The organism is Sinorhizobium sp. GQ132, assembly GCF_059758575.1.
In genome coordinates, this window is the sequence record NZ_JCAXDX010000001.1 from 835912 (window position 1) to 860210 (window position 24299).

A 24299-nucleotide genomic window follows, 5' to 3' on the forward strand; every position below is an offset into this window, starting at 1 on the left:
ATGGCGAGGATCGGCTATCACGCATCGCATGAGCAGTTCACCCCGCTCGACCTGCTGAACTGGGCGCGGGCGGCAGAACAGGCAGGCTTCGATTGCACCATGTCGTCCGACCATCTGGCGCCCTGGAGCGAACGCCAGGGGCAAAGCGGCTTTGCCTGGGCGTGGCTCGGCGCCGCCCTCCAGGCAACCGAGCGGAGCTTCGGTCTCGTCACGGTACCTTGCGGCTGGCGCTATCACCCGGCGATAACGGCCCAGGCCGCCGCAACCCTTGCGCAGATGTTTCCGCGCCGCCTTGCCTGGCTTGCGCTCGGCACTGGCGAGGCGCTGAACGAGCATGTCGTCGGCGGAGCCTGGCCGGGAAAGGCGGAACGAAACGCCAGGCTGCGCGAGGCGGTTGACGTTATACGCGAGCTTTTTGCCGGCCGAACGGTGACGAGGGACGCGCCCATTGCCGTCTCCGAGGCCCGGCTTTACACGCTTCCCGAATGTCCGCCTGCGCTGATTGCCGCGGCGTTGACGCCGGAAACGGCGGAAGGTGCCGGCGAATGGGCGGACGGTCTCATAACGGTCAATCAGTCGCCGGAAAAGCTCGCGGCGATAGCCGACGCGTTCAAGCGCGGCGGCGGCGACGGCAAGCCACTCTGCCTTCAGGTTCATGTCTCCTATGCCCGAAGCGACGAGGAGGCGCGACGGAACGCCTTCGACCAGTGGCGGAGCAATGCGCTCAGCGCCTTTCAATCGGAAACCCTGAGGACGCCGGGCGACATAGAAACGGCGACGAGCGGCGTCCGCCCGGAGGACCTCGACGCCTATGTCCGGATTTCTTCCGATCCGGGGCGGCACCTTGCCTGGATCGAAGAGGATGTCGCGGCAGGCTTCGACGAAATCTATCTCCACAATGTCGGGCGCAATCAGCTCGAATTCATCGAGGTCTTCGGGGGCACGGTGCTGCCGCGCGTGCGCGCTTCCTGATCGGCAACCGAGTAAGCGACGACAGCCACCTCGCCGGTTTCCACCTTGACGTCCGGTGCATTATCTTCCCCATGCCGGCAGGACCGGGGGCAAGAGGGGTTGCGGCTTGTACGAATATTGTATCATCGGAGGCGGCATCGTCGGCCTTGCGACCGCTATGGCGCTGCAGGAACGGGTGCCGGGCGCCAACATCGTGCTTCTGGAAAAGGAGAGGGAGCTTGCGCGCCATCAGACGGGCCACAACAGCGGCGTGATTCACGCCGGAATTTACTATGCACCGGGGTCCCTGAAAGCGAAGCTGTGCCGTGAAGGAGCGGAGGCGACCAAAGAGTTCTGCACCGGGAACGGCATATCGTTCGAAACCTGCGGCAAATTGCTGGTCGCGACGAACGCTGCCGAGATCGAGCGCATGGAGAGCCTGGAAGAAAGAGCACAGCAGAATGGGATCGAATACTCTCGCCTGTCGAAGTCGCAGCTGCGATCGGACGAGCCTAACATCGCCGGCCTCGGTGCGCTTCTCGTCCATACGACGGGGATTGTCGATTATTCGGCCGTTTGCCGGGCGATGGCCGAGCGCATCGAAACCCGGGGCGGCGACATCCGGCGCGGGATCGAGGCCACTGCCATTGCCGAAGAGGATGGCGGCGTGCGGATCGCAAGTGCATCCGGCCGCATCGAAGCGCGCAAGCTGATCGCCTGCGCCGGCCTGCAGTCCGACCGCATCGCCTTGATGGCCGGGCTCAGCATTGACCACCGCATCGTTCCGTTCCGGGGCGAATATTACGTGTTGCCGCCGTCGAAGGCCGGCGTGACCCGGCGCCTCATCTACCCCATTCCCGACCCGAACCTTCCTTTCCTGGGAATTCACCTGACCCGGACGATCGGCGGAGGCATGACCGTCGGCCCCAATGCGGTGCTGGGCTTTGCCCGAGAGGGCTACCCAAAGGGCAGCTTCAAAGCGGCCGATGTAGCGAACATGGCGGCGTTTCCCGGCTTCTGGAAAATGGCGGCGAAGAATTGGCGTTCAGCGATCGCGGAATTCGCCAATTCGGCATCGCGGTTCCGCTATCTGCGGGAGTGCCGCAAATACTGCCCCTCGCTCACGATAGACGATCTCGCGGTCCCGCAGGCGGGCATCCGGGCGCAGGCGGTCATGGCCGACGGCAGCCTCGTCCATGACTTCCTCTTCAAACAGACCGAAAGGATGCTCCACGTCTGCAACGCGCCATCGCCGGCTGCTACCTCCGCAATTCCGATCGGCCGCATGATCGTGGATCGCCTGCTCGAGGGGGGGCCTCCCACGGCGGAACGACAACTTCATCGGTAGTGCATCGAGCCGCCGCTTCCTTTACTTTCGGACCTGTCATGCGCACACTCTGCCGGAGGAGCAAGCGCGGTCCGTTGGGAGGCGGCGATGGTTTCACATTCCGAGCATATCCGCGAAATCGAACGCGTCAGCCGTGGTCTTCCCGTGCGCCGCGACGAGACGGTCGTGAAATCGTGGCTGCGCTGCCTGGAGCATCACCGGCTCGATCCGGCGCAGAGTTGTGAAGCCTATATCGTCCCGGAAACGCGACTTAGGGAACACCGCCAGCAATCGGAGGATCTGATCGCCATCGCCCGTTCGGGGCTCGAAAACCTGTTCCGCCAGGTGGCGGGGCAGAACTACGTGCTGCTGCTTTCCGACCGCGAAGGCGTGACGGTCGAGTTCCTCGGCGATCCCCTCTTCGGCAACAGCCTGCGCAAGGCGGGGCTCTATTTGGGTTCGGAGTGGTCCGAATGGCGCGCCGGGACCTGTGCGGTGGGCGCGTGCCTGGAAACGGGAGAGGCGCTGACGATCCACCAGACCGACCATTTCGACAACACCCACACGCCGCTCTCCTGCACGGCCGCGCCGATCTACGACATCCAGGGCGAACTCTCCGCCGTCCTCGACATCTCGCTTCTGAGTTCGCCAATCCTAAAGGCGAGCCAGAATCTTGCACTGCATCTGGTGACGGCGACCGTAAGGCGCATCGAGCTTGCCAATCTCATGGCGCAGGCGCGCAACCAATGGGTCCTGCGGTTCTCGCGCTCTCCCGAATTCCTCGACGTCGATCCGGAGGCGGCGATCTCGATCGACGATCTTGGCCGGATCGCCGGCATGACCCATGCTGGGGCGAAAATCCTAGCGCGCTCGACGGGCCTCGACTGGCGCGATCCACGGCAACTGATCGGCGAGCCGGTGTCGCGCTTCTTGGACATCGAGATCGATGATCTGTCCGACCTTACCCGCCGGCGTCCGACCCAGGAGCGGCTCGTCTTTGCCCGGGACGGAAATGCGCTCTTCGCCCATGCGATCGAGCCGCACTCGAAGGTCCGCGCACCGCTCGCTTCGCACGAACAGATTCCACCGGCCTTGCGGCGGCTCGGCGGCGAAGCGCCCGTGATCGCGGCGCTCCAGGCAAAGGCGGCAAAGCTTGCACGGACGCGATTGCCGATCCTCATTCAGGGCGAGACCGGGACGGGCAAGGAACATCTCGCGCGCGCCATCCACGAGGGCAGCGGTCTCAAGGGCCAGTTCGTCGCCATCAATTGTGCCGCGATTCCGGAGCAGCTGATCGAAAGCGAGCTTTTCGGCTACTTGCCGGGAGCTTTCACCGGTGCTTCGGCCAAGGGCCGCAAGGGCCTGATCGAGCAGGCGGACGGCGGAACGCTCTTCCTCGACGAAATCGGCGACATGCCGCTTTCCCTGCAAAGCCGGCTGTTGCGCGTGCTTGCCGAAGGCGAGGTGCTGCCGGTGGGCGGGACGGCGCCGCGGAAGGTGCGTATCCGGGTTGTCTCGGCGTCGCATCGGTCGCTGAAGACGCTCGTCTCGCAAGGAGCATTCCGCGAGGATCTGTATTACCGGCTCAATGCCGCTACCCTCTCGCTCCCGGCCCTCAGGGACAGACCGGACTTCGACTGGGTGCTGGAGCGGCTCCTGAAGCGGCACAGTGACGGCGAATTGATATTGTCCGCGGCGGCCCTGGCTGCGCTCAAGGCTCATGATTGGCCGGGAAACATCCGCGAACTCGACAACGTCATCGCCGTCGCCGCGGCACTTGCCGAGAACGGCGTCGTGGAGCCCGGCGACCTGCCGGACCACCTCCTGGCGAATGCGGACACTGTCGGCGGAAGCGAGGCGAGCGCTGCCTTGAGCCTGACGCTCGCCGCTTGCGACTGGAACATTTCCGAGGCTGCCCGCCGGCTGGGGCTCGATCGCTCGACGGTGCACCGGCAGATCAAGCGCTACCGCCTCAAGCCACACCGCCATTGAGGCGCGGCGCCCCCTGCAGCCGGGATACCCCCAGGCCTGCCGGCCAGAGGCGGTTACACCTTACCGCCAGTCCTCGACGCGTAAATCCGTTGGGACGCGTAATCCCGGTGGCTGCCGTTCAACAGGCGCGGCGCCACACATGTTGCAGCCGCGTCGCTTCATGCGACACCTCCATGCTCTCTGCTCCTTGAAAATACGTGGTTTTCTGCCCTGGCACGGTCATTGCAGAAGGTGGTTCGACGATTGGCGTCTGCGGGCGGTTGAGGAGCCGCCCGTGTGTTATCCAAGCGAAGAGGAGGATACCCATGCTTGAAGAAAGTCCCGGCACCCGCATCGATACCGCGCTTGCCAAACTCGGAAAAGCCCTCGAGCAGGGCGACATCGATACGGCCGTCAATCTGTTTCAAGCCGACTGCTATTGGCGCGACCTCGTTGCCTTCACCTGGAATCTCAAAACGATGGAGGGGCAGGACCAGATCCGCGACATGCTGACGACGCAGCTCGCGGCGATCAAGCCGGCGCGCCTGCGCCAGGACGAGAACGAACCGGCAAGCGCCGGCGACGGCGTCACCGAAGGGTGGTTCGAGTTCGAGACCGAGGTGGCGCGCGGCCACGGCCATATCCGCCTCAAGAACGGACTGATCTGGACGCTCCTGACGACGATGACGGAGCTCAAGGGGCACGAGGAGCCGAAGGGGCTCAGGCGGCCGCTCGGCGCCGAACACGGTCATGACCCGAACCGCAGGACCTGGAAGGAAAAGCGCGAAGCGGAAGCAGCCGACCTTGGCTACACGATGCAGCCCTATGCCGTCATCATCGGCGGCGGCCAGGGCGGGATCGCGCTCGGCGCGCGCTTGCGGCAGCTCGGCGTGCCGACGATCATCATCGAGAAGAACGAACGACCGGGCGACAGCTGGCGCAAGCGCTACAAGTCGCTCTGCCTGCACGATCCGGTCTGGTACGACCATCTGCCCTATATCCCCTTCCCCGAAAACTGGCCGGTCTTTGCGCCGAAGGACAAGATCGGCGACTGGCTGGAGATGTATACCAGGGTGATGGAACTCAATTATTGGAGTTCCACAACCTGCAAGTCGGCCCGATACGACGAAGCGACCAAGGAATGGACGGTGGTCGTCGAGCGCAATGGCGAGGAGGTCGTCCTCAGGCCGAAGCAGCTCGTTCTCGCAACCGGCATGTCCGGCAAGCCGAACGTGCCGAAGCTCGAAGGCCAGGACATATTCAAGGGCGAGCAGCAACATTCGTCGCAGCATCCCGGTCCGGACGCCTATCGCGGCAAGAAGGTGGTCGTCATCGGCTCCAACAATTCCGCGCATGATATCTGCGCCGCACTTTGGGAGGGCGGCGCCGATGTGACCATGGTGCAGCGATCGTCGACCCACATCGTCAGATCGGACACGCTGATGGAGATCGGGCTCGGCGATCTTTATTCCGAGCGGGCGCTTGCCGCGGGCGTGACGACGCGCAAGGCCGACCTGATCTTCGCTTCGCTGCCCTACCGAATCATGCACGAGTTCCAGATTCCGCTTTACGAGAAAATGCGCGAGCGGGACGCCAGGTTCTATGCCGATCTCGAAAAGGCTGGCTTCATGCTCGACTGGGGCGCTGACGGCTCCGGCCTGTTCATGAAATATCTGCGCCGAGGCTCCGGCTATTATATCGACGTCGGCGCCTGCGACCTCGTCATCGACGGCAGCATCAAACTGAAGTCCGGTTCCGACGTCAGCCACCTGACCGAGGATGCCGTGGTGCTGAAGGACGGCACCGTGCTCCCGGCCGAACTCGTCGTCTACGCCACAGGCTACGGTTCGATGAACGGCTGGGCAGCGGACCTCATCTCGAAGGAGGTCGCCGACAAGGTCGGCAAGGTGTGGGGCCTCGGCTCCGATACGCCGAAAGACCCGGGTCCATGGGAGGGCGAGCAGCGCAACATGTGGAAGCCGACGCAGCAGGAGGCGCTCTGGTTCCACGGTGGCAACCTGCATCAGTCGCGGCATTATTCGCAATATCTTTCGCTGCAGTTGAAAGCGCGCTGCGAAGGCATATCGACGCCGGTCTATGGCCTTCAGGAACGGCACCATCTATCCTGATCGGCAGTGCCAGCCGGAGAAGTCCGGCTGGCATCCGACGGCCCGGTGGGCGGGCCGGATCCTGATTGGAACCCGAGCGCACTGAATAGGCGGATCAAGTGCTCCCCGGAAAAATCCGCAGGAGCGTATCTCTCTGCTCCCAGACCATCACTGCTCCGCTCAGCGCCATGAAGCCGATCACGATTGCGCGGAAATTCAGCTCGCTTATGTTCGCCAGCACGCGCTTGGCGAGCCAGTTGGACAGAAGCGCTCCCAGCCCGGCGGCGATGCCGAACATGAGCAGCTTGCCTGTCAATGCTCCGAACGCCGTATAGGTGCCGATCTTGGCGAGATGCATGGGTAGGGAGATTGCTGTTTTGGTCCCCACCATCTTTTCCTTGGTGATGCCGGCATTGAGATAGAGCGTGTTGAGGATCGGCCCCATGGCTCCGATCAGGCCGGACAGAAATCCGACGATCAATTGTGCCGGGAAAAACCACCAGGTTGCAGCCGCGAAGGCCCTTTCCCGCCGGCCGAAGCCGTACTGGAATATTGTCGAGATCAGGAACAGACCGACGACGATCTGAAGCCACTCCGCCGAGGTGTTGGAGAAGGCGGCGGCGCCGAGGACGCCGCCGAGGGCCGCGCCGGGGAGACCCCAGGCGACGACGCGCCATTCTATATCCCGGAAAAACACCAGGATGCGCCCGCCTCCCGTAATGACGGTGGCGACCGCGGCCACGGGAGCGACGGCCTGGGCACCGGCGATGTAGCCGATGAGCGGCACGAGAAGCATGGCTCCGCCTCCGCCGCCGATCGTCGAAACGATCCAGGCGATGAAACCCGAGGCGGCGAGGAGCAGATAATCCATCATGTCGAACATGCCCTCAGGCGAGCCGGATCAGACAAGGAGATCCGCGGGACCGTCGTCTGCGATCCTATCGATGAGGTGGCCGCGCGCGGCTCCCGGCATTTTAGCCGAGTTCTATGTAGTCCGGATAACGCGCCGCAATGTCGTCGATCATCGACAATGTACCGGAGAGGTGGATCTTCATCGCCTGCGCTGCCTCGACCGGCGCACCCTTTTCGATGCTTTCGATGATCATGTCGTGGGTGTCCACCACACGTTTGGTGCCGACATTGACGAGATTGAGACGCCGCAGACGATCAATATGGCCGCTGTGGCGGCGGATGATCGGCCAGATATGCTCCAGCCCCGCTTCCTCGAAGATGATGAAGTGGAACGCACGGTCGGCCGCGAGAAACTCCGCATGTTCCTTGGAGGCGAGGGCTTTCAGCCTGGTGTTCGCCGCTCGCAGCCGGTCTGCGATCTGCCGCCTGCCGGGCTTTTCCGCCAGATTGAAGACGGCTTCCTGCTCGACGGCGCGGCGCATGAGGTGGGTCTGGCGTGCCAGATTGATATCGATTTTCGACACCAGCGTCGCATATTGCGGATAGACGGTGACGAGGCCTTCCTCCTCCAGGCGCATCAGCGCGTCACGCACCGGTGTCTGGCTGAGACCGAACTGTTTCTGCAACTCGACGCGCGAGAGCGCCGTGCCGGGGGCGAGGTCGAGTGCGAGGATCCTCTCGCGAAGATATTCCACGATTTGCGGCGCGATCTGCCGGGTGCGGTCAAGGCCGCTGCGGTGTTTGGCAGCCGGAGCTTCCGATATCAAAAATCTAATCCTCCAGGACGGTTCCAGATCCTGTAATAATGCATTAATGTGTTAGTGTGAAGTGGATCTCGCCGGCCGGCCCGGCAGGACAGGAAGGATCGCCGTGCCCGCGAAGTCGCCCATCCTCGAAAGCCTAGCCGAAACCCGCCCGTCGAGCTATGCCGATCAGGTCTACGGGCGCATCCTGCACGACATATTGAACGGCATCTTTCAACCGGGCGCGCGGCTGCCGACGGAGAACGAACTTGCCGAACGCTTCGGCGTCTCGCGCCCGGTCGTCCGCGAGGCGCTTGCGCGCCTGCGGGTCGACGGCCTCGTGGAAGCGCGGCGCGGCAGCGGCACCTATGTCTTGAGCAGGCCCTCGCAAGATCTGCCGAACCTGGCCGACCTGGAGGACATTTCGCGCTTCCTGCGCTATCAGGAGCTTCGCTTCTACGTGGAAGGCCAGGCGGCAGCACTGGCAGCGGAGCGGCGTACGGAAAAGCAGCTTGCCGCCATCCTCGAAGCCCATGAGGCCTTCGCCCATGAGGTGGGCCGCGGGGCTTTCCTTCCCGAAAGCGACCGGCGTTTCCATCTTGCGATCTGCGAGGGAACAGGAAACGAGTTTTTCGCCAAGGCGTTGGAAGGTTCGGAGGTTTCGCTGACCAGCTTCATGAATGTCTCGCTTGCTCTCACCCGGTCCGGATCGCAGGCACGCGCCCGTCGGGTCATTGCCGAACATGCCGAGATAGTCGAAGCGATCCGCACGAAAGATTCCGTATGGGCACGGGTGGCGATGGAAACGCACATCATCAAGGCGCGCCGAAGGATGACGGACGGAACGATCGACTCCTGATAGGTAAATATATTTTACAAATCATCGGGCATGTTGTAATGAAAACCGACTTATGGAGGAGGTTCTCATGCAAACTCGACTTGACGCCCGTGATTACGCAGCTTCCGTGGTGGCGGTCCCGCCCATCGCGTTGAATGCGGACCTGACGGTGAATGCCGACGCCAACGTGGCGATCATTCGCCATATCGAGGCAGGCGGGGTGCGTATTCTCCTCTATGGCGGAAATGCCAACCTTTATCATTTCGGCCTGGACGACTATCGCGCGGGCATGGAGGCGGTGATTGCGGGCGCTGCACCGCAGACCGCTCTCGTCACGTCGATCGGTCCGGACTTCGGCAAGGCCCTGGCGCAGGTGCCGATCGCCCGCGATCTGGGTTTCAAGAACGTGATGCTGCTCCCGACGCAGTTTCCGGCAGATTCCGCCGGTGTCGCCAATGGCGTGCGCCGCCTCGCGGCGGTCCTTGGCCATGGCCTGGTGCTCTATCTGAAGCGGGAGAATTATGTCGATCCGGACGAGCTTGCCCGCCTCGTCTCCGAAGGCGCGGTCGATTTCGTCAAATATGCGGTGGAGCGGGCCGATCCGGCGCAGGACGCTTATCTCGACGCCGTCATGGCGGCGATCGGGAAAGACCGGATGGCGAGTGGCATGGGCGAAACGCCGATCCACGACCATCTCGGCCGCCGCGCAATGACGACCTATACTTCGGGCGCGGTCTGCATTGCCCCTTCGGCCGCGATGGAACTCCTTACGCTCTACAAGGCCGGGCGCGGAGCCGAGGCGTTGGAGCTCAGCCGGCCGTTTCTGGAGTTCGAGAGAGTTCGCACAGACCTTGGCGGTTTGCAGGTGCTTCATGACGGCATGCGGCTGGCAGGGATCGCCGACACGGGCCCGCTGATGCCGATGATCTCCAATCTGAGCGCTGCGAAGCTTGGCCCCGTCGGCGTAGCGGTGGAGAGCTTGAAGCAGGCTGAAGCCGCCTGCCTGAGGCGCTCCGGAAAGGCAGCCGCGACCGCTTCAGCCTGAGTTGACACTTTCGTGTGGACACACTAATACATTAGTGCGCTAGTGCGGATGCGGTGCCGGAGGACTACGAGGCCGAAAACGGCCCGCCGCAACGTCCTGGTCTTTATCGAGGAGGAGAAAGAAATGACCATCCGCTATTGTACCCGCGCCGTGGCGCTTTTGACCGCGACGCTCTTCTCGGGCGTCGCGATGGCGGCCGAAGGCGAGGTTAAGATCGTGTTGCCGGAGCAGCCGGCCAATCTCGATCCCTGTCGCTCCATCAGGTCGGATATCGGCCGCATCATCAATTCAAACATTACCGAGACCCTGACTGTCATCGACACGGAGAAGGGCACCGTCGGCCCCTGGCTAGCGGAAAAATGGGAGCAGGTGGACGATCTGACCTGGCGTGTGCATCTCAAGAGCGGCGTCAAGTTTCAGGACGGCGCGGCATTCGACGCCGAAGCGGTGGTCAAGTCCATCAATCGCCTGATGAACCCCGACCTCACCTGCGACAGCCGCTCGAAATTCGGCGACGTCAAACTGACGCCGAAGGCGATCGATGCGCAGACGGTGGAGATCTCCTCCGACAGCCCGGTGCCGATCATGCCGACGCTGCTCGGCACCGTGCAGATCGTCTCCCCCAACATGCCGTTCGACGAGGAAAGCAACGATCCCGTGGGCACGGGACCCTATGTCGTCGAAAGCAAGTCCAACGAGCAGATCGTCCTGAAGCGTCACGATGCCTACTGGGGCGCCAAGCCGGACGTCACGCGCGCGACCTATGTCTGGCGCAGCGAGTCGGCCATCCGGGCGGCCATGGTCGAATCCGGCGAAGCGGACATGACCCCATCCATCGCCGTGCAGGACGCGACCAATGCCGAGTCGGACTTTGCCTATCTGAACTCAGAGACGACGCGCATGCGCATCGATGCGCAGATTCCGCCGCTCGACGATGTCCGCATCCGCAAGGCGCTGAACATGGCCATCGACTGGGACGGCATGGGCGAAGCGCTGTTCGGCAAGGACGTTCTGCGGGCTTCGCAAATGGTCGTCCCGGGCGTTCGCGGTCATAACCCCGATATCAAGCCATGGACCTACAATCCCGAAGAGGCGATGAAGCTGGTCGAGCAAGCCAAGGCCGAGGGTGCTCCGGTCGACAAGGAGATCGTGCTGATCGGGCGCAACGGTTTCTTCCCGAACTCGGCCGAAAGCCTCGAAGCGATGCGGTCCATGTGGCAGGAGATCGGGCTCAACGTCTCCATACGCCAGCTCGAAGCGGCCGACTGGGTGCGCTATCTCGACAAGCCCTTCCCGGAGGGACGCGGGCCGACGCTCTTCCAGCAGCAGCACGACAACAACACGGGCGACGCCGGGTTTACCGCTCCGGTCATGTATCTGAGCGAGGGACAATATTCGACGATCGCCGATCCCGACCTCGACGTCGTGCTGAAAAAGGCGATGGCCGCGACCGGCGACGAGCGTGAAAAGCTGTTTCAGGAGGTCTTCGCGAAGGTGCACGACGAGATCGTCGCAGACGTGCCGATGTACCACATGATCGGCTATGTCCGTGTCGGCTCGCGCCTCGACTGGAAGCCGGACCTCAAGACGAACAGCGAAATCGCGCTCTCCGAGATCCATTTCAAGGACTGACCAACCCGACCTGCCGCCGCGGCGTGTCTCACGTCGCGGCGCCCTCCTTGATTACGGTGGAAAGGAAACGCCGTGTTCGCTTTCATTCTCAGACGCGCCGGCCAGAGCCTGATCGCGGTCATCGGACTTCTGGTGCTCGTCTTCTTCCTCTCGAGGCTTACCGGCGATCCGGCCTATCTCTATCTGCCGCTCGATTCTTCCGAAGCGCAGCGTCAGGCCTTCTCGGAAGCGCACGGCTTCAACGATCCCCTGGTCGTGCAATTCGGCCGGTACCTGGTCGATCTCGCGCGCTTCGATTTCGGGGACGCGCTGAGCCGCAACCGGCCGGCCATGGAAGTAGCGCTCGAGGCCTTTCCGCAAACGCTGAAGCTCGCCGTGATCGCGATCGTTCTTTCTCTCTGTCTCGCCGTCGTGATCGGGTCGCTTGCCGCGGCACGCCCGAACAGCCTGTTCGACAAGATCGCGAGCACCGCGTCGCTGGCGGGCGCCAGCGCCCCGGATTTCTGGGTTGCGATCGTGGCGATCCTTGTCTTCTCCGTCGGACTGGGCCTGCTTCCGACCTCCGGGACGGGAACGGCGCTGCATTGGATCATGCCGATCTTCGTGCTGACCCTCAGACCCTTCGGCCTGCTGGTCCAGGTCGTTCGCGGCACGATGATGGGTGCGCTTGCCTCGCCCTATGTGAAGACCGCGCGGGCCAAGGGCGTGAACCGGTCCCGGATCGTCTTCCGGCACGCCCTGCGCAACTCGCTCCTCCCGGTCATCACCGTCGCCGGCGACCTTGCTGCAAGCCTCGTCAACGGCGCCGTCGTCGTGGAAACCATCTTCGGCTGGCCGGGCATCGGCAAGCTCATGATCGACGCGATCGTACGGCGCGACTTCGCGCTCATCCAGGCGACGGTGCTGGTGACGGCGATTGCCATCTTCGTCCTGAACATCGCGATAGACCTCGTCTATGCGCGGCTCGATCCCCGCATAAGGTTTGAAACGAGATGAGTGCGACGGCCATGACGACTTCCGCCGATACCCCCGAGACGAAAGTCTCGCGTTTTCAGATACTGCGTCTCGTCAGCCGGGACTGGCTGGCGCTTGCCGCCGTGATCTTCCTGCTGGTCGTGGTCGCATGCGCCGTTTTCGGGCCGTGGCTGATGGGCGACCTCATCGACAAACCGAATTTCCGCGCACGAAACATGGCGCCGTTCAGCCTGTCTCAGGGTTGGACCTATGTGCTCGGCGCCGACACGCTCGGCCGCAGCCTTCTCGCGCGCCTCGTGGTGGGTGCGCAGAACACGATCGGCATTGCGTTCTTTGCGGTGCTCTGCTCGGTCGTCATCGGCGGCATGCTCGGCTTGATTGCCGGTTATTCGCGAGGCGCCGCCGGCACGATGATCATGCGCGGTGCTGACATCGTGATGAGCTTTCCTTCGCTGCTGCTGGCGCTGATCGTCCTCTTCAGCCTGGGCCCTTCCGTCACCAACCTCATTCTGGTGCTGGCGATCACCCGCGTGCCGATCTATCTGCGCACCACGCGTGCGGAAGTGCTCGAGGTGAGAGAGCGGATGTTCGTCAGCGCCGCCGTCGCGCTCGGCGCCAACCACACGCGCATCCTTTTCCGTCACATCGCCCCGATCGTGCTGCCGACGCTGGTCACGATCGGAGCCATCGACTTCGCAACCGTCGTTCTTGCCGAGTCGTCGCTGAGCTTCCTCGGCCTCGGCATCCAGGCGCCTGAATTCACCTGGGGTGCCATGGTCGCGACCGGCCGCGGCTATCTCTCGACCGCCTGGTGGATCGCCTTCTGGCCGGGCCTGGCGATCCTGTTGACGACGCTTTCGCTCAATATCCTGTCGAGCTGGTGGCGCACCTATGCCGATCCCCAGCAGCGGTGGCGGATCGAACTCGCCCGCTCGAAGAAGGGCATTCCGGAGAAACGCAAATGACCGGCCCACACCTCCTCGAGGTCAAGGATCTGACCGTGGATTTCCTGTCGCTCGGAGGTGCCTTCCGTGCGACGAGCGGGGTCAGCTTTCATGTCGACGCCGGCGAGACGCTCGTGATCCTGGGCGAGTCCGGCTCCGGCAAGTCGGTCAGCGCCAGTGCGATCATGGGGCTCATCGACACGCCTCCGGGCGATATCTGCGCGGGTTCGGTCGCCTATCGCGGGCGCGATCTCTCCTCGTTTTCGGAGGGTGAGCGGCGGGACCTCAACGGCCGCAGGATCGCGATGATCTTCCAGGACCCGCTCTCCCATCTGAACCCCGTCTATACGATCGGCTGGCAGCTGGAGGAGGTGTTCAGTGTCCACGGCGTTGCGACCGGTGCCGAGGCCCGGCAAAGGGCGGTCGACATATTGAGGCGCGTGGGCATCCCGGAGCCGGAGAAGCGCATCGACCAGTATCCGCACCAGTTTTCCGGCGGCCAGCGCCAGCGCATCATGATCGGCATGGCGATCGCGCTCAAGCCGGAAATCCTGATTGCCGACGAGCCGACGACGGCACTCGACGTGAGCGTGCAGGCGCAGATCCTCGAGCTTCTGAAGAAGCTGCAGGCCGAAGAGGGCCTTGCCATCATCATGATCACACATGACCTCGAGGTCGCCGCCAATATGGCCGACCGGGTGATCGTCATGAAGGCCGGCCGCATCGTGGAGGAGGGCGAAGCCCGCGCCGTCTTCGAAAATCCCGCCCACAGCTACACGCGGACGCTGATCAATGCCCTCCCGCATGCCGACGATGGAGCGCCGGCGAGGCCGCCGCGGCCGGCTGGGAAACCGATCCTGGAAGTGAAGAACATCGACAAGTTCTACACGCTCTCGTCCGGGCTTTTTGCGAAGCCGGCGCGCTTGCATGCAGTCAAGAACCTGAGCTTCGACGTCGCAGCCGGCGAGACGATCGGGATCGTCGGCGAGAGCGGCTCCGGCAAATCGACCGTCGCGCGCGTGCTTCTGGGCCTGAACGAGGCTTCCGGCGGCCAGGCGCTGTTTCACGGACGCGACGTGCTGAAGATGGACCGCAAGCAACTGCTGGCCTTCCGCCGGAAGGTGCAGATGGTGTTCCAGGACCCCTACAGTTCGATGAACCCGCGCATGACGGTGTTCGACATCGTCTCGGAGCCGTGGCGCATCCACAAGGACATTCTGGAGAAGGCGCGCTGGCGCGACCGGGTCACCGAATTGCTGGGGCTCGTCGGCTTAAATCCAGAGCACGCCAAACGCTATCCGCACCAGTTCTCAGGGGGCCAGCGGCAGCGCATCGCCATTGCCCGAGCGCTTGCCTGCGATCCGGAACTCGTCGTCTGCGACGAAGCCGTCTCGGCGCTCGACGTCTCGGTGCAGGTGCAGGTCATCGACCTTCTGGCGGAATTGCGTGACCGGCTGGGCCTTGCCTACATCTTCATAACCCATGATCTGCCGATCGTTCGTCACTTTGCCGATCGCATCATCGTCATGAAGAGCGGCGAGATCGTCGAGCACGCGACGACGGAAGAGATCTTCCGCAACCCGCAACATGCCTATACGCGTCAGCTCATCAATGCGACTCCGAAGCCGAAGTGGCAGACAGCCGCCGACGCGGCATGAAGAAGATCGCCCTGCCTGCGGCCGTCGCCGGAGCCCTGCTGATGGGGGCAAATTCCCTGGTCGCGGCGATGGACGGCGTCATCGTGCGCTTCGTGGCCGGGGAGGTCCACCCGATCGGCATCGTCTTCTTCCGTAACCTTGCCAGCCTCATCGCGCTCTATCTGATGCTGTGCCGCCGCGGATTTCCGCTCGGCATCGCGCAATCCGGCGGCCGGTCGATGCATTTCTCCGTCCATGCGATCAGGGCCGTCATCAAGCTTCTGGCGCTCGTCGCGGCCTTCATTGCCGTCACCGAGATACCTTTGGCCTCCGCGACCGCGATCGCCTTCACCATGCCCCTCTTCGTTGCGCTCGGGTCGGTACTTTTTCTCGGCGAGCGGTTCTCGGTCGCCCGGGTCCTCAGCCTCGTTGCCGGCTTCGCCGGCATTCTGATCGTCGTCAGGCCGGGCGCCGCAACCTTCCAGTCAGGCGCGGCCTGGGCGCTGGGGTCGGCGGTCGGTCTCGCCATCGTCGCGCTGTTGATGAAGGTTTCGGCCGAGCGCGAGGACCCGCTCAGTATCGCCTGGCTGAACCTGCTCGTGACGGTCCCCGTGGCTTTCGTCATGGCTCTGCCCTTCTGGCAGACGCCTTCGCTGTTCAGCCTCGCCCTCATGGCGCTGCAGGGTATCGGCGGCCTTTTCGCCCAGCTCTCCTTCGCGAGGGCAATGAAGCTCGCCGACGCTTCGCTGCTGGTCATCGTGGACTTCATCCGGCTGCCGATCGCCCTCGTTCTTGGCCTGGTGCTTTTCGGCGAGCCGATCCGGCTGGAGGTCGTGATCGGCGGAGCGATCATCCTTGGGGCGATCGCATTGCTCTTTCACCGCGAGGGGAGGAGGCGAGGATAGGGACGGGGCCGCGAGCGTGCAAGGAACGGACCCCTCCCCATTCACAGGTGGGGCGGGGGTGGGGAGGGGTTCTTGCGAACGATCACGCGTGGCGGCTCTCGAAATGCTCCACCAATGCGGCAACCATGCTGTCGCCCATCTGCTGCCGCGTCTCGCGCGTACCGCTGCCCATGTGCGGCGAGAGGACGACGCGCGGGTCGGTGCGGAGCGCTTCCGGGACGAAGGGCTCCTTCTCGAAGACGTCGAGGGCCGCGCCGGCGATCCCGTTTCCGGCGAGCGCCGTGATGAGCGCCTGTTCGTCGACGATCGTGCCGCGCGAGACGTTTACCAAATAGCCTTCCGGGCCGAGGCTCGCGAGCACGGCGCCGTTGACGAGGCCGATCGTCTCGGGAGTGGCGGGACAGGTGACGATCAGAAGATCGGCCCAGGCCGCGAGCGCCTCGATGCCGTCGAAATAGGGAAGGTCGACAGGCTTTCGCCTCGGGCCGTAATAGGCGGTCGGCGCTCCCATCACGCTCAGCCGGGCGGCGACCGCCGAACCGATATGTCCAAGCCCGACGATCCCCGTCTTCATCGATCTCAGCGAGCGGCCGAGCGGGAAGGCACTCTCGCCCCACTTTCCCTCGCGCACGAAATCGTGGCCGCGCATGAGGCCGCGCGTGGCCGAAATGCTTAGTGCAAGCGCAAGATCGGCGACATCCTCGGCAAGGATCTTCGAGGTGTTGCGGACGACGACGCCACGGGCATGCGCGGTCTCGACGTCGATGCCGTCGAGACCGGCACTGTAGCTGGAGATGATCTCCAGCGCCGGCAGGCGGTCGAGCATGGCCGCATCGATATGGGCGTGCCTGACGGCGATGCCGCGAATCCGCGCTCCGTATTCGGAAAGAAACGGCCCGATCGCCGAGGCATCCTTCGGCAGCCGGACGGTATTGAAGGTTTCCTTCAGTTCCAGATCGGTCTTTTCCGGCAGTTCGGCGGCCTGAAGGATGGTGATGTCCCTAAGCATCGTCATGCCTAGCGTCCCTTGGCCCGGCGCCAGGCGGCAAATTCCGTCTTCGTCTCATCCTTGGTGGCGGGATAGAGGCCGATGATGGAGCGGCCCTTCAGGACCTCCTCGGTGACGAAGTCTTCGAAGGCCGTCATCTCGACGGCTTCGGCGGCGATCTCATCGGCGAGATGGGCGGGGACGATGACCACGCCTTCGCGATCCCCGACGACGACGTCTCCCGGCCAGACGGCGACGTCGCCGCAGCCGATCGGAACGTTGATGTCGAGCGCCTGGTGCAGCGTCAGGTTCGTCGGCGCGGAGGGACGGCTGTGATAGGCGGGGATGTCGAGTTCGCCGATTTCCGGGCTGTCCCGGAAGCCGCCGTCGGTGACGACACCCGCGACACCGCGCACCATCAGCCGCGAAACCAGGATCGAGCCCGCGGAAGCCGCCCGCGGATCCTTCCGGCTATCCATCACCATGACGAAACCGGGTGGGCACTTCTCCACGGCCGCGCGTTGCGGGTGTTCGGGATTTTGAAAGACGGAAAGCTGGTTCAGGTCCTCGCGGGCCGGAATGTATCGAAGGGTAAAGGCCTGGCCGACCATGTTCTTCGCCTTCGGCGAGACCGGACAAACGTCCTGAATGAACTGGTTGCGCAGGCCGCGCTTGAAGAGGGCGGTGCATAAGGTGGCGCAGCTTACGCCTTCGAATTTCCTGCGTGTCTCGTCGGACAGAACATAGGTGGTCATGTTTCCTCCCTGGAAGTTCGTGAAATCAGAAAATGTCGGGCTCGCCCACTGGGGCGCCGAAGGCGGTTTCGAGAAAGTCGAAATCGCAGCCCTCATTGGCCTGCTTGATGTGCTTCGAGAACATCCAGCCATAGCCGCGCTCGTATCTGTCGGCGGGCCGCGTCCACTCGGCGCGGCGTTTCGCCAAGGTCGCTTGGTCGACCAGCATGTCGATCGTCCGGTTAGGGACGTCGACGCGGATGATGTCTCCGGTCCTCACGAGCGAAAGAGGGCCGCCGACATGGGACTCCGGCGCCACGTGCAGGATGCAGGCGCCGTAGCTCGTCCCGCTCATGCGGGCGTCGGAGATGCGCAGCATGTCGCGATAGCCCTGCTTCAGGATCTTTTTCGGGATCGGCAGCATGCCCCATTCCGGCATGCCGGGCCCGCCCTTGGGCCCCGCATTTCTGAGGATGAGCACGTGGTCGGGCGTGACGTCGAGATCCTCGTCGTCGATGGCGGCCTTCATCTCCGGATAGCTGTCGAAGACGAGCGCCGGCCCCTCATGGACCCGCAGCCGCTCCTCGCAGGCGGACGACTTCACGACGCAGCCATCCGGCGCCAGATTGCCCTTCAGGACGGCGAGCGAGCCTTCGTGGTAGATCGGGTTGGAAAGCGGCCGGATGACATCCGAATTGTGGACCTCCGCGCCCTCCAGCGTCGCCCCCAAGGGAAAGCCGCTCACCGTCATCGCGTCGAGATGCAGGAGGTCCTTCATTTCGGCCATCAGTGCGCGAAGCCCGCCGGCATAATAGAAATCCTCCATCAGGTACTGCTTGCCGGAGGGCCTGATATTGGCGATCACCGGCGTCGTACGGCTGACCCGGTCCAGATCTTCGAGCGTCAGCGGCACCCCGGCGCGTCGCGCCATGGCGATGAGATGCACCACGGCATTGGTCGAACAGCCCGTCGCCATTGCCACGGCACTCGCATTTGCGACCGATTTTTCGGTGATGATTTGCTCAGGTCCCAGCTTCTCGTGAACCATTTCGACGATCCGCCTGCCGCATCGCGTGCTCATGCGGATGTGGTTGGCGTCGGCTGCGGGGATGGAGCTCGCGCCGGGAAGCGTCAAACCGAGCGACTCGGCGATCGCCGTCATCGTGCTTGCCGTTCCGAAGGTCATGCAATGGCCATAGGAGCGGGCGATCCCCTCCTCCACGCCGATCCATTGCTCATCCGTTATCGTTCCCGCACGGCGCTCGTCCCAGTACTTCCACGCATCCGAGCCGGAGCCGAGATACTCGCCCTTGTAGTGCCCGCGCAGCATCGGGCCGGCCGGCAGGAAGATCATCGGGAGGCCGGCACTGATGGCACCCATGACCAGGGCAGGCGTGGTCTTGTCGCACCCGCCCATCAGCACGGCGCCGTCGATCGGATGGCCGCGCAGCAATTCCTCGGCCTCCATGGCGAGGAAATTCCGATAGAGCATCGTCGTCGGCTTGAGCGAGCTTTCCGAGAGCGACTGCACCGGCAGTTCGACGGGGAAGCCGCCGGCCTGCAGCACGCCGCGTTTCACGTCCTCGATCCGGTGCTTGAAATGAGCGTGGCACGGATTGAGATCCGACCATGTGTTCAGGATGGCTATGATCGGCTTCTCGCCCCAGTCCTTGGCGTCGTAGCCCATCTGCATCAGGCGGGAGCGGTGACCGGAAGAGCGCAGGTCATCGGGGGTAAACCACCGTGCGCTTCGAAGTGTGGATGTCATTGGCTTGGATATTCCCGACAGGTGGATCTTCCACGCCGATGTAGCACGACGGGAAACGGGGCGCAATACACTAATGCATTAGTGTAGGTCGGGCCGGCCGGGAGCAGCCTGCGGTGCTCTCGCAACGTTCCAACTCAATGCGTCGTCAGCACCTTCACTCCGCCTCTCCGGTCCAGGACGTCGACCACGACCTGGGATCTCGACCGTCTCAGGGCTATGTCAACCATCCCCGAACCGACTCGCAGCCGTTTCAGCACGACCTCGTCCAGGAAGGGCGGGAGCGTCGGTTCGTGCAAGGTCACATGCATCCTCCCGGCATCGAAGCCGAGGCCGATCATCGACTGGAGCAGATAGAGGGGCGCCGCCGCCGCCCAGGCCTGCGGCACGCAGGAAACCGGATAGAAGGTGGGCCCGCGGGCGCGCTGGCGCGCGAAGCCGCAAAATAGCTCCGGCAGACGTCTGAGGTCGGTGTAGGTGGAGGCCGCGAACAGCCCTTCGAAAATGCTCGCCGCCTCTGCTTGAAAGCCGTAGCGCACGAAGCCTGCCGCGATCAGCGCATTGTCGTGTGGCCAGACGGAGCCGTTGTGGTAGCTCATCGGATTGTAGCGCGCTTCCGAGGCCGCGATCGTGCGCACGCCCCAGCCGCAGAAGGAGGATTGCGCCATCAGCGTCGACACCACCCTGCCGGCGCGCTCCGGCAGGGCGATGCCGGTGAAGAGGGCATGGCCCGCATTGGAAGAGCGCACGCGGCAGGGGTTCTTGTCCCCGTCGAGGGCCAGCGAATAGGTTCCAAGCTCATCATCGTAGAAGGCCGTGTCGAACCGGATGCGCAGGTCTTCGGCCCGTCGTTCGAGCCTCAGCGCATCCTCGGCATGGCCGAGCTTGCGCGACAATCGGGCGGCCGCCTGCCAGGCGCCGAAGACATAGGCCTGTACCTCGGCGGCCGCGATCGGCCCCGAGGCCAGATTGCCCCCGGCATGGAAGATCGAATCGTGGCTGTCCTTCCAGCACTGGTTCACCAGGCCCTTTGCGGTGCGGCTTCCATATTCGACGAAGCCGTCGCCATCGCGGTCGCCGAAACGGTCGATCCAGTCAAGTGCCGCCACCACGTTCGGCCAGAGGCCCCGCACGGTATCGAGATCGCCGGTGCGATCGAGATAGGCGCCGGCAAGCATGATGAAGAGAGGGGTCGAGTCGATGCTGCCGTAATAGCGCCGGAAGGGCACCTCGCCGAGTTCCGCCATTTCGCCGTAGCGCATCTCATGCAGGATCTTGCCCGGCTCCGCATCGGCGGCGGGGTCGAAATCGGTCGCCTGGTTGGCGGCGAGATGCCTGAGCACGCCTTTCGCGATTGCCGGGTCGAGCCACAGTGTTTCGAGCGCGGTGATGAGCGCGTCGCGGCCGAAGACGGTGCTGAACCAGGGAATTCCGGCGTAAGGGTAGGGACCTTCGGGTGTTTCCGTGAGCAGCATGTAGAGATCGGCGACGCTGCGCCTGACGGCTTCGTTGAAGACGGCGTTGGAGGTGACCACCGCAGCGGCGCGCGAGGCCGAGTAGCGCAGCGCCCTCCTGGCATCCCGCAACGCTAGAAAGAAGTTGAAGGACGGCGGGTGCGGGTTGTCCCGGACACTGTTGCAGACGATCTCGATGAAGATCGATTGCGCCTGGTGCGGCGCGAGCTCGACGACAAAGCTCGCCTCCTGTCCGGTGAGCCTCTCCGGTTCCGGATCGAAGCGGAGCGTCGTGCTGCGGGTCTGGCCGTCGAGGCCGTCATAGGCCAGAACGACCAGGGCGTTGCCGACCAGCGCGCTGTGATGGGTGCCGCGGCGCCGCCTGGGGGTGCCCCGCACCTCGAAAAGGTCGGCGAAGTCGGCGGCGAAGGACAATTCGACCTGCAGCCTTCTCGGCACTTCATCGAAGTTTCGGAAGACCAGGCGCTCGTAGCAGGCCTCCTGCCAGAGGAACCGGGTACGGCGCACGTGAATGAGGTCATGCTTCAACACCTCGCCACCGGGATCGAGCACGAGAGCCGGATTGGTGAGATCGCAGTCGAGCGTGGCATTGTCGTCCCTGAGCGTGGAACTCAGCAACAGCGACCGGGCGCCGTTCAACGTCAGCACGAACTGCGACAGATGGCGGGTGTCGCGGTGGAAGATCCCCTCCGGATTGGAAGGAGAGGAAAACGCGTCGCCGTTGTGATCGAACACGGCGAAGGTATCGCCGTGCTTCAGGGATCTGGAGCTTCGCTCGTAACGCGAAACCGCTGCAGGCCCCAGGTCGTCCGCAGATGTCACGTCGGGAGCGGCTTGGGCCGGCCCCCCGGAGAGATTGCTTCCCATCGGATCGGTCTCCGTTGCGTGCGAGCAGAATGAGGGAGGTGCGTGCCGTTTTCCACGCGCATCCCGCTTCGCTCCTCGAGTAGATCACGATGCGTTCAGGTCGATCAGAACTCATCCGTGATCCGGTATCAGGCGACCCTGGTAGAGCCGGGGCCTGCCCCGCTTTCGTTCGCCGCATGGATCGGCAGGACCCTTTGAGCGCCGCCTGCCAGGGCGCGATAGAGATCCAGATAGTCATCTGCCATGCGTCGGGCGGTGAAGCGTCTGTCGAAGGTCGCCCGGACCGTGTGGCGATCGAGCCGGTCGAGTTCGTGGACCGCCTTCACGGCCTCCTCCATGCTGTCGACGATGAAGCCCGACACGCCGTGGTCGATGACCTCCGGCACCGAGCCGCAGCGGAAGGCGACCACCGGCGTGCCGCAGGCCATCGCCTCGATCATCACCAGCCCGAACGGTTCGGGCCAGTCGATCGGGAAGAGAAGGGCACGTGCGTTGCCAAGGAATTCGCCCTTCTGACCTTCGTCTATTTCGCCGATGAATTCGACGTTCGGATAGCGCCGGACAAGCGGCTCGATCTCGTTCAGCCAATAGGCCGCGTCCGCTTTGTCGACCTTGGCGGCGATCTTCAGCGGCATGCCGACCCGGGCAGCGATTTCGATCGCGCGGTCGGGCCGCTTTTCGGGCGAGATGCGGCCAAGGAAGGCGAGATAATCGCCCCTCGGCTGGCCGGTGAAGGGAAGGACGTCCGGAGCCAGACCATGATGGACCGTGGCGATCCAATTGACCGGCGGCATCGGCTTTCGCTGGTCGTCGGAGATCGAAATCAGGGGAACATCCGGGAATGCGGCATAGAAGGGCTGGAGGTCGGGCAGATCGAGGCGGCCGTGCAGCGTCGTCACCGTCTTTCCGGCGAGGTTGCGAACGAGGGGAAAATGCAGGAGATCGATGTGGAAGTGCAGGACGTCGAAGCCGTTCGCCTGCCGGCGCACTTCCTCCAGCATCAGCATGTGATAGGGAATCGGGTCCAGAACCGCAGGGTTCAGTCTCAGCGCCATATCCGAGCAGGGAACGAGCTTTGCCGAGGTCATCGAGTCGCCGCTCGCAAAGAGGGTGACCTCATGGCCCTGCCGGACGAGCTCTTCCGTCAGGTGGTGAACGACGCGCTCGGTCCCGCCGTAGAGCTTCGGCGGTACACGTTCGAACAGCGGTGCGATCTGGGCTATCTTCATGAGCGACGCTCCTTGGATCGGGATGTCATGAAGCGTTGTGAGCCTCCGTTGGGAACCTCCGGGGCGGACAACATCTATGATCTAGTCGATGCGCCGGGCGCTTCAAGAGCAACGGCGAACCGACGCGGCCGGATGACGCCGATCTGTTCTTTATGGACGTGGGGCTCAGGCCGGCGCGCGGCCGGGCTCGTCATGCCGACCTTCGACGAGGTCTTCGCCCCGCACCGGTCGGCAGTTGATCTCACACACGCACGTCCGGTCGGAAGGTCGCTCAGCACTTTTCCTGGAAGTGGCCTGCATCACGAGAGTTTGCGGCTCGCTCCCATGAGAAATTCCTTCATTTTCGCCGCCGCCGGCGAGAGCATGGGTTGGCGGTATTGCAGAATGGAGATGTTGCGGCTGATGACAGGATCCACCAGCTCGACGATCCGGACGTCCACATTGGTCGTGAGCTGGCGGGAGTTTTCCGGAAGGATCGCTATACCCAGGCCTTCCGCCACCATGCTGATCGCCGTCGTCGAGAATCGCACCTCGTATCTCGTCTTGACCTCGACACCGGAGGCGATCAGCGCTCGATCGACGAGCCCGCGCAGGGGGTTGTCCTTTGCCAGTCCGATCAGGCCTTCGCCTGCGAGGCTTGCCCAGCTCACCTGCCGCGCCTTCGCGAACCTGTGGTCGGAGCGGCAGATCAAGGTGAGCTGGTCACGCATCAGCACGCTGGCCTGAATCTCCGGATCGTCGGCGGAAACGGTGCCGATGCCGAGATCCGCCTCGTTCCGCTTCAATGCGGAGCGGATCTCCTCCTCCGGCATGTCCCGCACCTGTACCGATATGTCGGGATAACGCTTGACGAAGCGCGCAATGACCGGCGGCAGCAAGGTCGCGGCCAGCACGATTGCCGCCGCGATCGTGACCCGGCCGCGTTGCAGGCTTGCCAGTTCGTGCACATTCGCAACCGCGATCTCGAGATCCGACATGACCTTGCGGGCCTGGGGCAAAAATTCCGCTCCGGCCGTCGTAAGGCTGACCATGCGTGTGTGCCGGTCGAACAGCCGGTGCTTGAGGGCAACCTCCAGATCCTTGATCAGGATGCTGATCGCCGACTGCGTCAGTCCGAGGTGGTCGGCCGCCAGATGGAAACGCCCGAGTTCGGCCACGGCAATGAAGGCCTGCAACTGGCGAAGTGTCACATTCATCGGTACTTCTCTGCCTCGCGCCAGGCAGCAGCGCTGCCTGTTCCCGTTCCGCTTGAG

The 24299-nt window shown here is 63.7% G+C and carries 19 protein-coding genes; 11 read left to right on the top strand and 8 right to left on the bottom strand.

Annotation, left to right across the window (positions count from 1 at the left end; genetic code table 11):
* The 4 genes from AC6CIG_RS03795 to AC6CIG_RS03810 all read left to right on the top strand — a co-directional run bounded on the left by AC6CIG_RS03795 (position 1) and on the right by AC6CIG_RS03810 (position 6378).
* Positions 1-972, top strand: coding sequence for a TIGR03885 family FMN-dependent LLM class oxidoreductase (locus AC6CIG_RS03795; protein WP_018095937.1), 972 nt, complete (start codon positions 1-3; stop codon positions 970-972).
* A 106-nt stretch (positions 973-1078) separates the two neighbouring features.
* A complete protein-coding gene (gene lhgD / locus AC6CIG_RS03800; protein ID WP_018095936.1) occupies positions 1079-2299 on the top strand; it encodes an L-2-hydroxyglutarate dehydrogenase in 1221 nt (406 codons plus the stop codon).
* 87 nt (positions 2300-2386) lie between these two features.
* On the top strand, positions 2387-4270 hold the full coding sequence (locus tag AC6CIG_RS03805) for a sigma-54-dependent Fis family transcriptional regulator (protein WP_498322368.1): 1884 nt from the start codon (positions 2387-2389) through the stop codon (positions 4268-4270).
* A 305-nt stretch (positions 4271-4575) separates the two neighbouring features.
* Positions 4576-6378 carry an NAD(P)/FAD-dependent oxidoreductase gene (locus AC6CIG_RS03810; RefSeq protein WP_498322370.1) on the top strand — a complete coding sequence of 601 codons (1803 nt, stop codon included), beginning with the start codon at positions 4576-4578 and terminating at the stop codon, positions 6376-6378.
* Positions 6379-6472: 94 nt separating this feature from the next.
* Here the strand turns inward: AC6CIG_RS03810 and AC6CIG_RS03815 are convergent, their stop codons facing one another.
* Together AC6CIG_RS03815 and AC6CIG_RS03820 are read right to left on the bottom strand one after the other, a co-directional pair.
* A complete protein-coding gene (locus AC6CIG_RS03815; RefSeq protein WP_102763862.1) occupies positions 6473-7231 on the bottom strand; it encodes a sulfite exporter TauE/SafE family protein in 759 nt (252 codons plus the stop codon).
* Between the two features lie 100 nt (positions 7232-7331).
* Positions 7332-8036, bottom strand: a complete 705-nt coding sequence (locus AC6CIG_RS03820) for a GntR family transcriptional regulator (protein ID WP_102761455.1) — start codon at positions 8034-8036, stop codon at positions 7332-7334.
* Positions 8037-8139: 103 nt separating this feature from the next.
* Between AC6CIG_RS03820 and AC6CIG_RS03825 the strand changes: the two genes are divergently transcribed.
* The 7 genes from AC6CIG_RS03825 to AC6CIG_RS03855 all read left to right on the top strand — a co-directional run bounded on the left by AC6CIG_RS03825 (position 8140) and on the right by AC6CIG_RS03855 (position 15988).
* Positions 8140-8871, top strand: coding sequence for a FadR/GntR family transcriptional regulator (locus AC6CIG_RS03825; protein WP_100670902.1), 732 nt, complete (start codon positions 8140-8142; stop codon positions 8869-8871).
* A 52-nt stretch (positions 8872-8923) separates the two neighbouring features.
* Positions 8924-9895 (top strand): dihydrodipicolinate synthase family protein, encoded by a 972-nt coding sequence (locus AC6CIG_RS03830; protein WP_164866749.1) that lies wholly within the window; start codon positions 8924-8926, stop codon positions 9893-9895.
* A gap of 123 nt (positions 9896-10018) precedes the next feature.
* Positions 10019-11527, top strand: coding sequence for an ABC transporter substrate-binding protein (locus AC6CIG_RS03835; protein WP_498322371.1), 1509 nt, complete (start codon positions 10019-10021; stop codon positions 11525-11527).
* Between the two features lie 72 nt (positions 11528-11599).
* Positions 11600-12523: an ABC transporter permease gene (locus tag AC6CIG_RS03840; RefSeq protein WP_498322372.1), complete on the top strand. Its 924-nt coding sequence runs from the start codon at positions 11600-11602 to the stop codon at positions 12521-12523.
* Between the two features lie 11 nt (positions 12524-12534).
* Positions 12535-13467, top strand: a complete 933-nt coding sequence (locus AC6CIG_RS03845) for an ABC transporter permease (protein WP_026168691.1) — start codon at positions 12535-12537, stop codon at positions 13465-13467.
* The gene (locus AC6CIG_RS03850) at positions 13464-15104 is read left to right on the top strand and encodes an ABC transporter ATP-binding protein (RefSeq protein ID WP_018095927.1); all 1641 of its coding nucleotides are present in this window, start codon (positions 13464-13466) and stop codon (positions 15102-15104) included. Before AC6CIG_RS03845 ends, AC6CIG_RS03850 begins: the two co-directional genes overlap by 4 nt.
* The gene (locus tag AC6CIG_RS03855) at positions 15101-15988 is read left to right on the top strand and encodes a DMT family transporter (protein ID WP_018095926.1); all 888 of its coding nucleotides are present in this window, start codon (positions 15101-15103) and stop codon (positions 15986-15988) included. The genes AC6CIG_RS03850 and AC6CIG_RS03855 overlap by 4 nt, the downstream gene beginning before the upstream one ends.
* A gap of 82 nt (positions 15989-16070) precedes the next feature.
* On the opposite strand, the gene AC6CIG_RS03860 is transcribed toward AC6CIG_RS03855, so the two are convergent.
* The 6 genes from AC6CIG_RS03860 to AC6CIG_RS03885 form a co-directional block, all read right to left on the bottom strand.
* Entirely contained in the window at positions 16071-17003 is a 933-nt protein-coding gene (locus AC6CIG_RS03860) for a 2-hydroxyacid dehydrogenase (protein WP_018095925.1), read from the bottom strand.
* A 2-nt stretch (positions 17004-17005) separates the two neighbouring features.
* Positions 17006-17731 carry a ribonuclease activity regulator RraA gene (locus tag AC6CIG_RS03865; protein ID WP_018095924.1) on the bottom strand — a complete coding sequence of 242 codons (726 nt, stop codon included), beginning with the start codon at positions 17729-17731 and terminating at the stop codon, positions 17006-17008.
* Between the two features lie 25 nt (positions 17732-17756).
* The gene (gene araD, locus AC6CIG_RS03870) at positions 17757-19478 is read right to left on the bottom strand and encodes an L-arabinonate dehydratase (RefSeq protein WP_026168690.1); all 1722 of its coding nucleotides are present in this window, start codon (positions 19476-19478) and stop codon (positions 17757-17759) included.
* 134 nt (positions 19479-19612) lie between these two features.
* Positions 19613-21817 carry an amylo-alpha-1,6-glucosidase gene (locus AC6CIG_RS03875; protein WP_498322376.1) on the bottom strand — a complete coding sequence of 735 codons (2205 nt, stop codon included), beginning with the start codon at positions 21815-21817 and terminating at the stop codon, positions 19613-19615.
* Positions 21818-21945: 128 nt separating this feature from the next.
* Positions 21946-23046 carry a glycosyltransferase family 4 protein gene (locus tag AC6CIG_RS03880; protein ID WP_437416595.1) on the bottom strand — a complete coding sequence of 367 codons (1101 nt, stop codon included), beginning with the start codon at positions 23044-23046 and terminating at the stop codon, positions 21946-21948.
* 299 nt (positions 23047-23345) lie between these two features.
* Entirely contained in the window at positions 23346-24242 is an 897-nt protein-coding gene (locus AC6CIG_RS03885; RefSeq protein ID WP_013850166.1) for a LysR family transcriptional regulator, read from the bottom strand.
* Positions 24243-24299: the final 57 nt, after the last annotated feature.

Bases quoted from the DNA above. Each gene is read 5' to 3' on its own strand.
- AC6CIG_RS03795 (WP_018095937.1), top strand. From the start codon at position 1: ATGGCGAGGATCGGCTATCACGCATCGCATGAGCAGTTCACCCCGCTC.
- AC6CIG_RS03855 (WP_018095926.1), top strand. From the start codon at position 15,101: ATGAAGAAGATCGCCCTGCCTGCGGCCGTCGCCGGAGCCCTGCTGATG.
- AC6CIG_RS03850 (WP_018095927.1), top strand. From the start codon at position 13,464: ATGACCGGCCCACACCTCCTCGAGGTCAAGGATCTGACCGTGGATTTC.
- AC6CIG_RS03880 (WP_437416595.1), bottom strand. From the start codon at position 23,046: ATGAAGATAGCCCAGATCGCACCGCTGTTCGAACGTGTACCGCCGAAG.
- AC6CIG_RS03845 (WP_026168691.1), top strand. From the start codon at position 12,535: ATGACGACTTCCGCCGATACCCCCGAGACGAAAGTCTCGCGTTTTCAG.
- AC6CIG_RS03865 (WP_018095924.1), bottom strand. From the start codon at position 17,731: ATGACCACCTATGTTCTGTCCGACGAGACACGCAGGAAATTCGAAGGC.
- AC6CIG_RS03875 (WP_498322376.1), bottom strand. From the start codon at position 21,817: ATGGGAAGCAATCTCTCCGGGGGGCCGGCCCAAGCCGCTCCCGACGTG.
- AC6CIG_RS03805 (WP_498322368.1), top strand. From the start codon at position 2,387: ATGGTTTCACATTCCGAGCATATCCGCGAAATCGAACGCGTCAGCCGT.
- AC6CIG_RS03860 (WP_018095925.1), bottom strand. From the start codon at position 17,003: ATGACGATGCTTAGGGACATCACCATCCTTCAGGCCGCCGAACTGCCG.
- AC6CIG_RS03815 (WP_102763862.1), bottom strand. From the start codon at position 7,231: ATGATGGATTATCTGCTCCTCGCCGCCTCGGGTTTCATCGCCTGGATC.
- AC6CIG_RS03830 (WP_164866749.1), top strand. From the start codon at position 8,924: ATGGAGGAGGTTCTCATGCAAACTCGACTTGACGCCCGTGATTACGCA.
- AC6CIG_RS03835 (WP_498322371.1), top strand. From the start codon at position 10,019: ATGACCATCCGCTATTGTACCCGCGCCGTGGCGCTTTTGACCGCGACG.
- AC6CIG_RS03810 (WP_498322370.1), top strand. From the start codon at position 4,576: ATGCTTGAAGAAAGTCCCGGCACCCGCATCGATACCGCGCTTGCCAAA.
- araD (WP_026168690.1), bottom strand. From the start codon at position 19,478: ATGACATCCACACTTCGAAGCGCACGGTGGTTTACCCCCGATGACCTG.
- AC6CIG_RS03885 (WP_013850166.1), bottom strand. From the start codon at position 24,242: ATGAATGTGACACTTCGCCAGTTGCAGGCCTTCATTGCCGTGGCCGAA.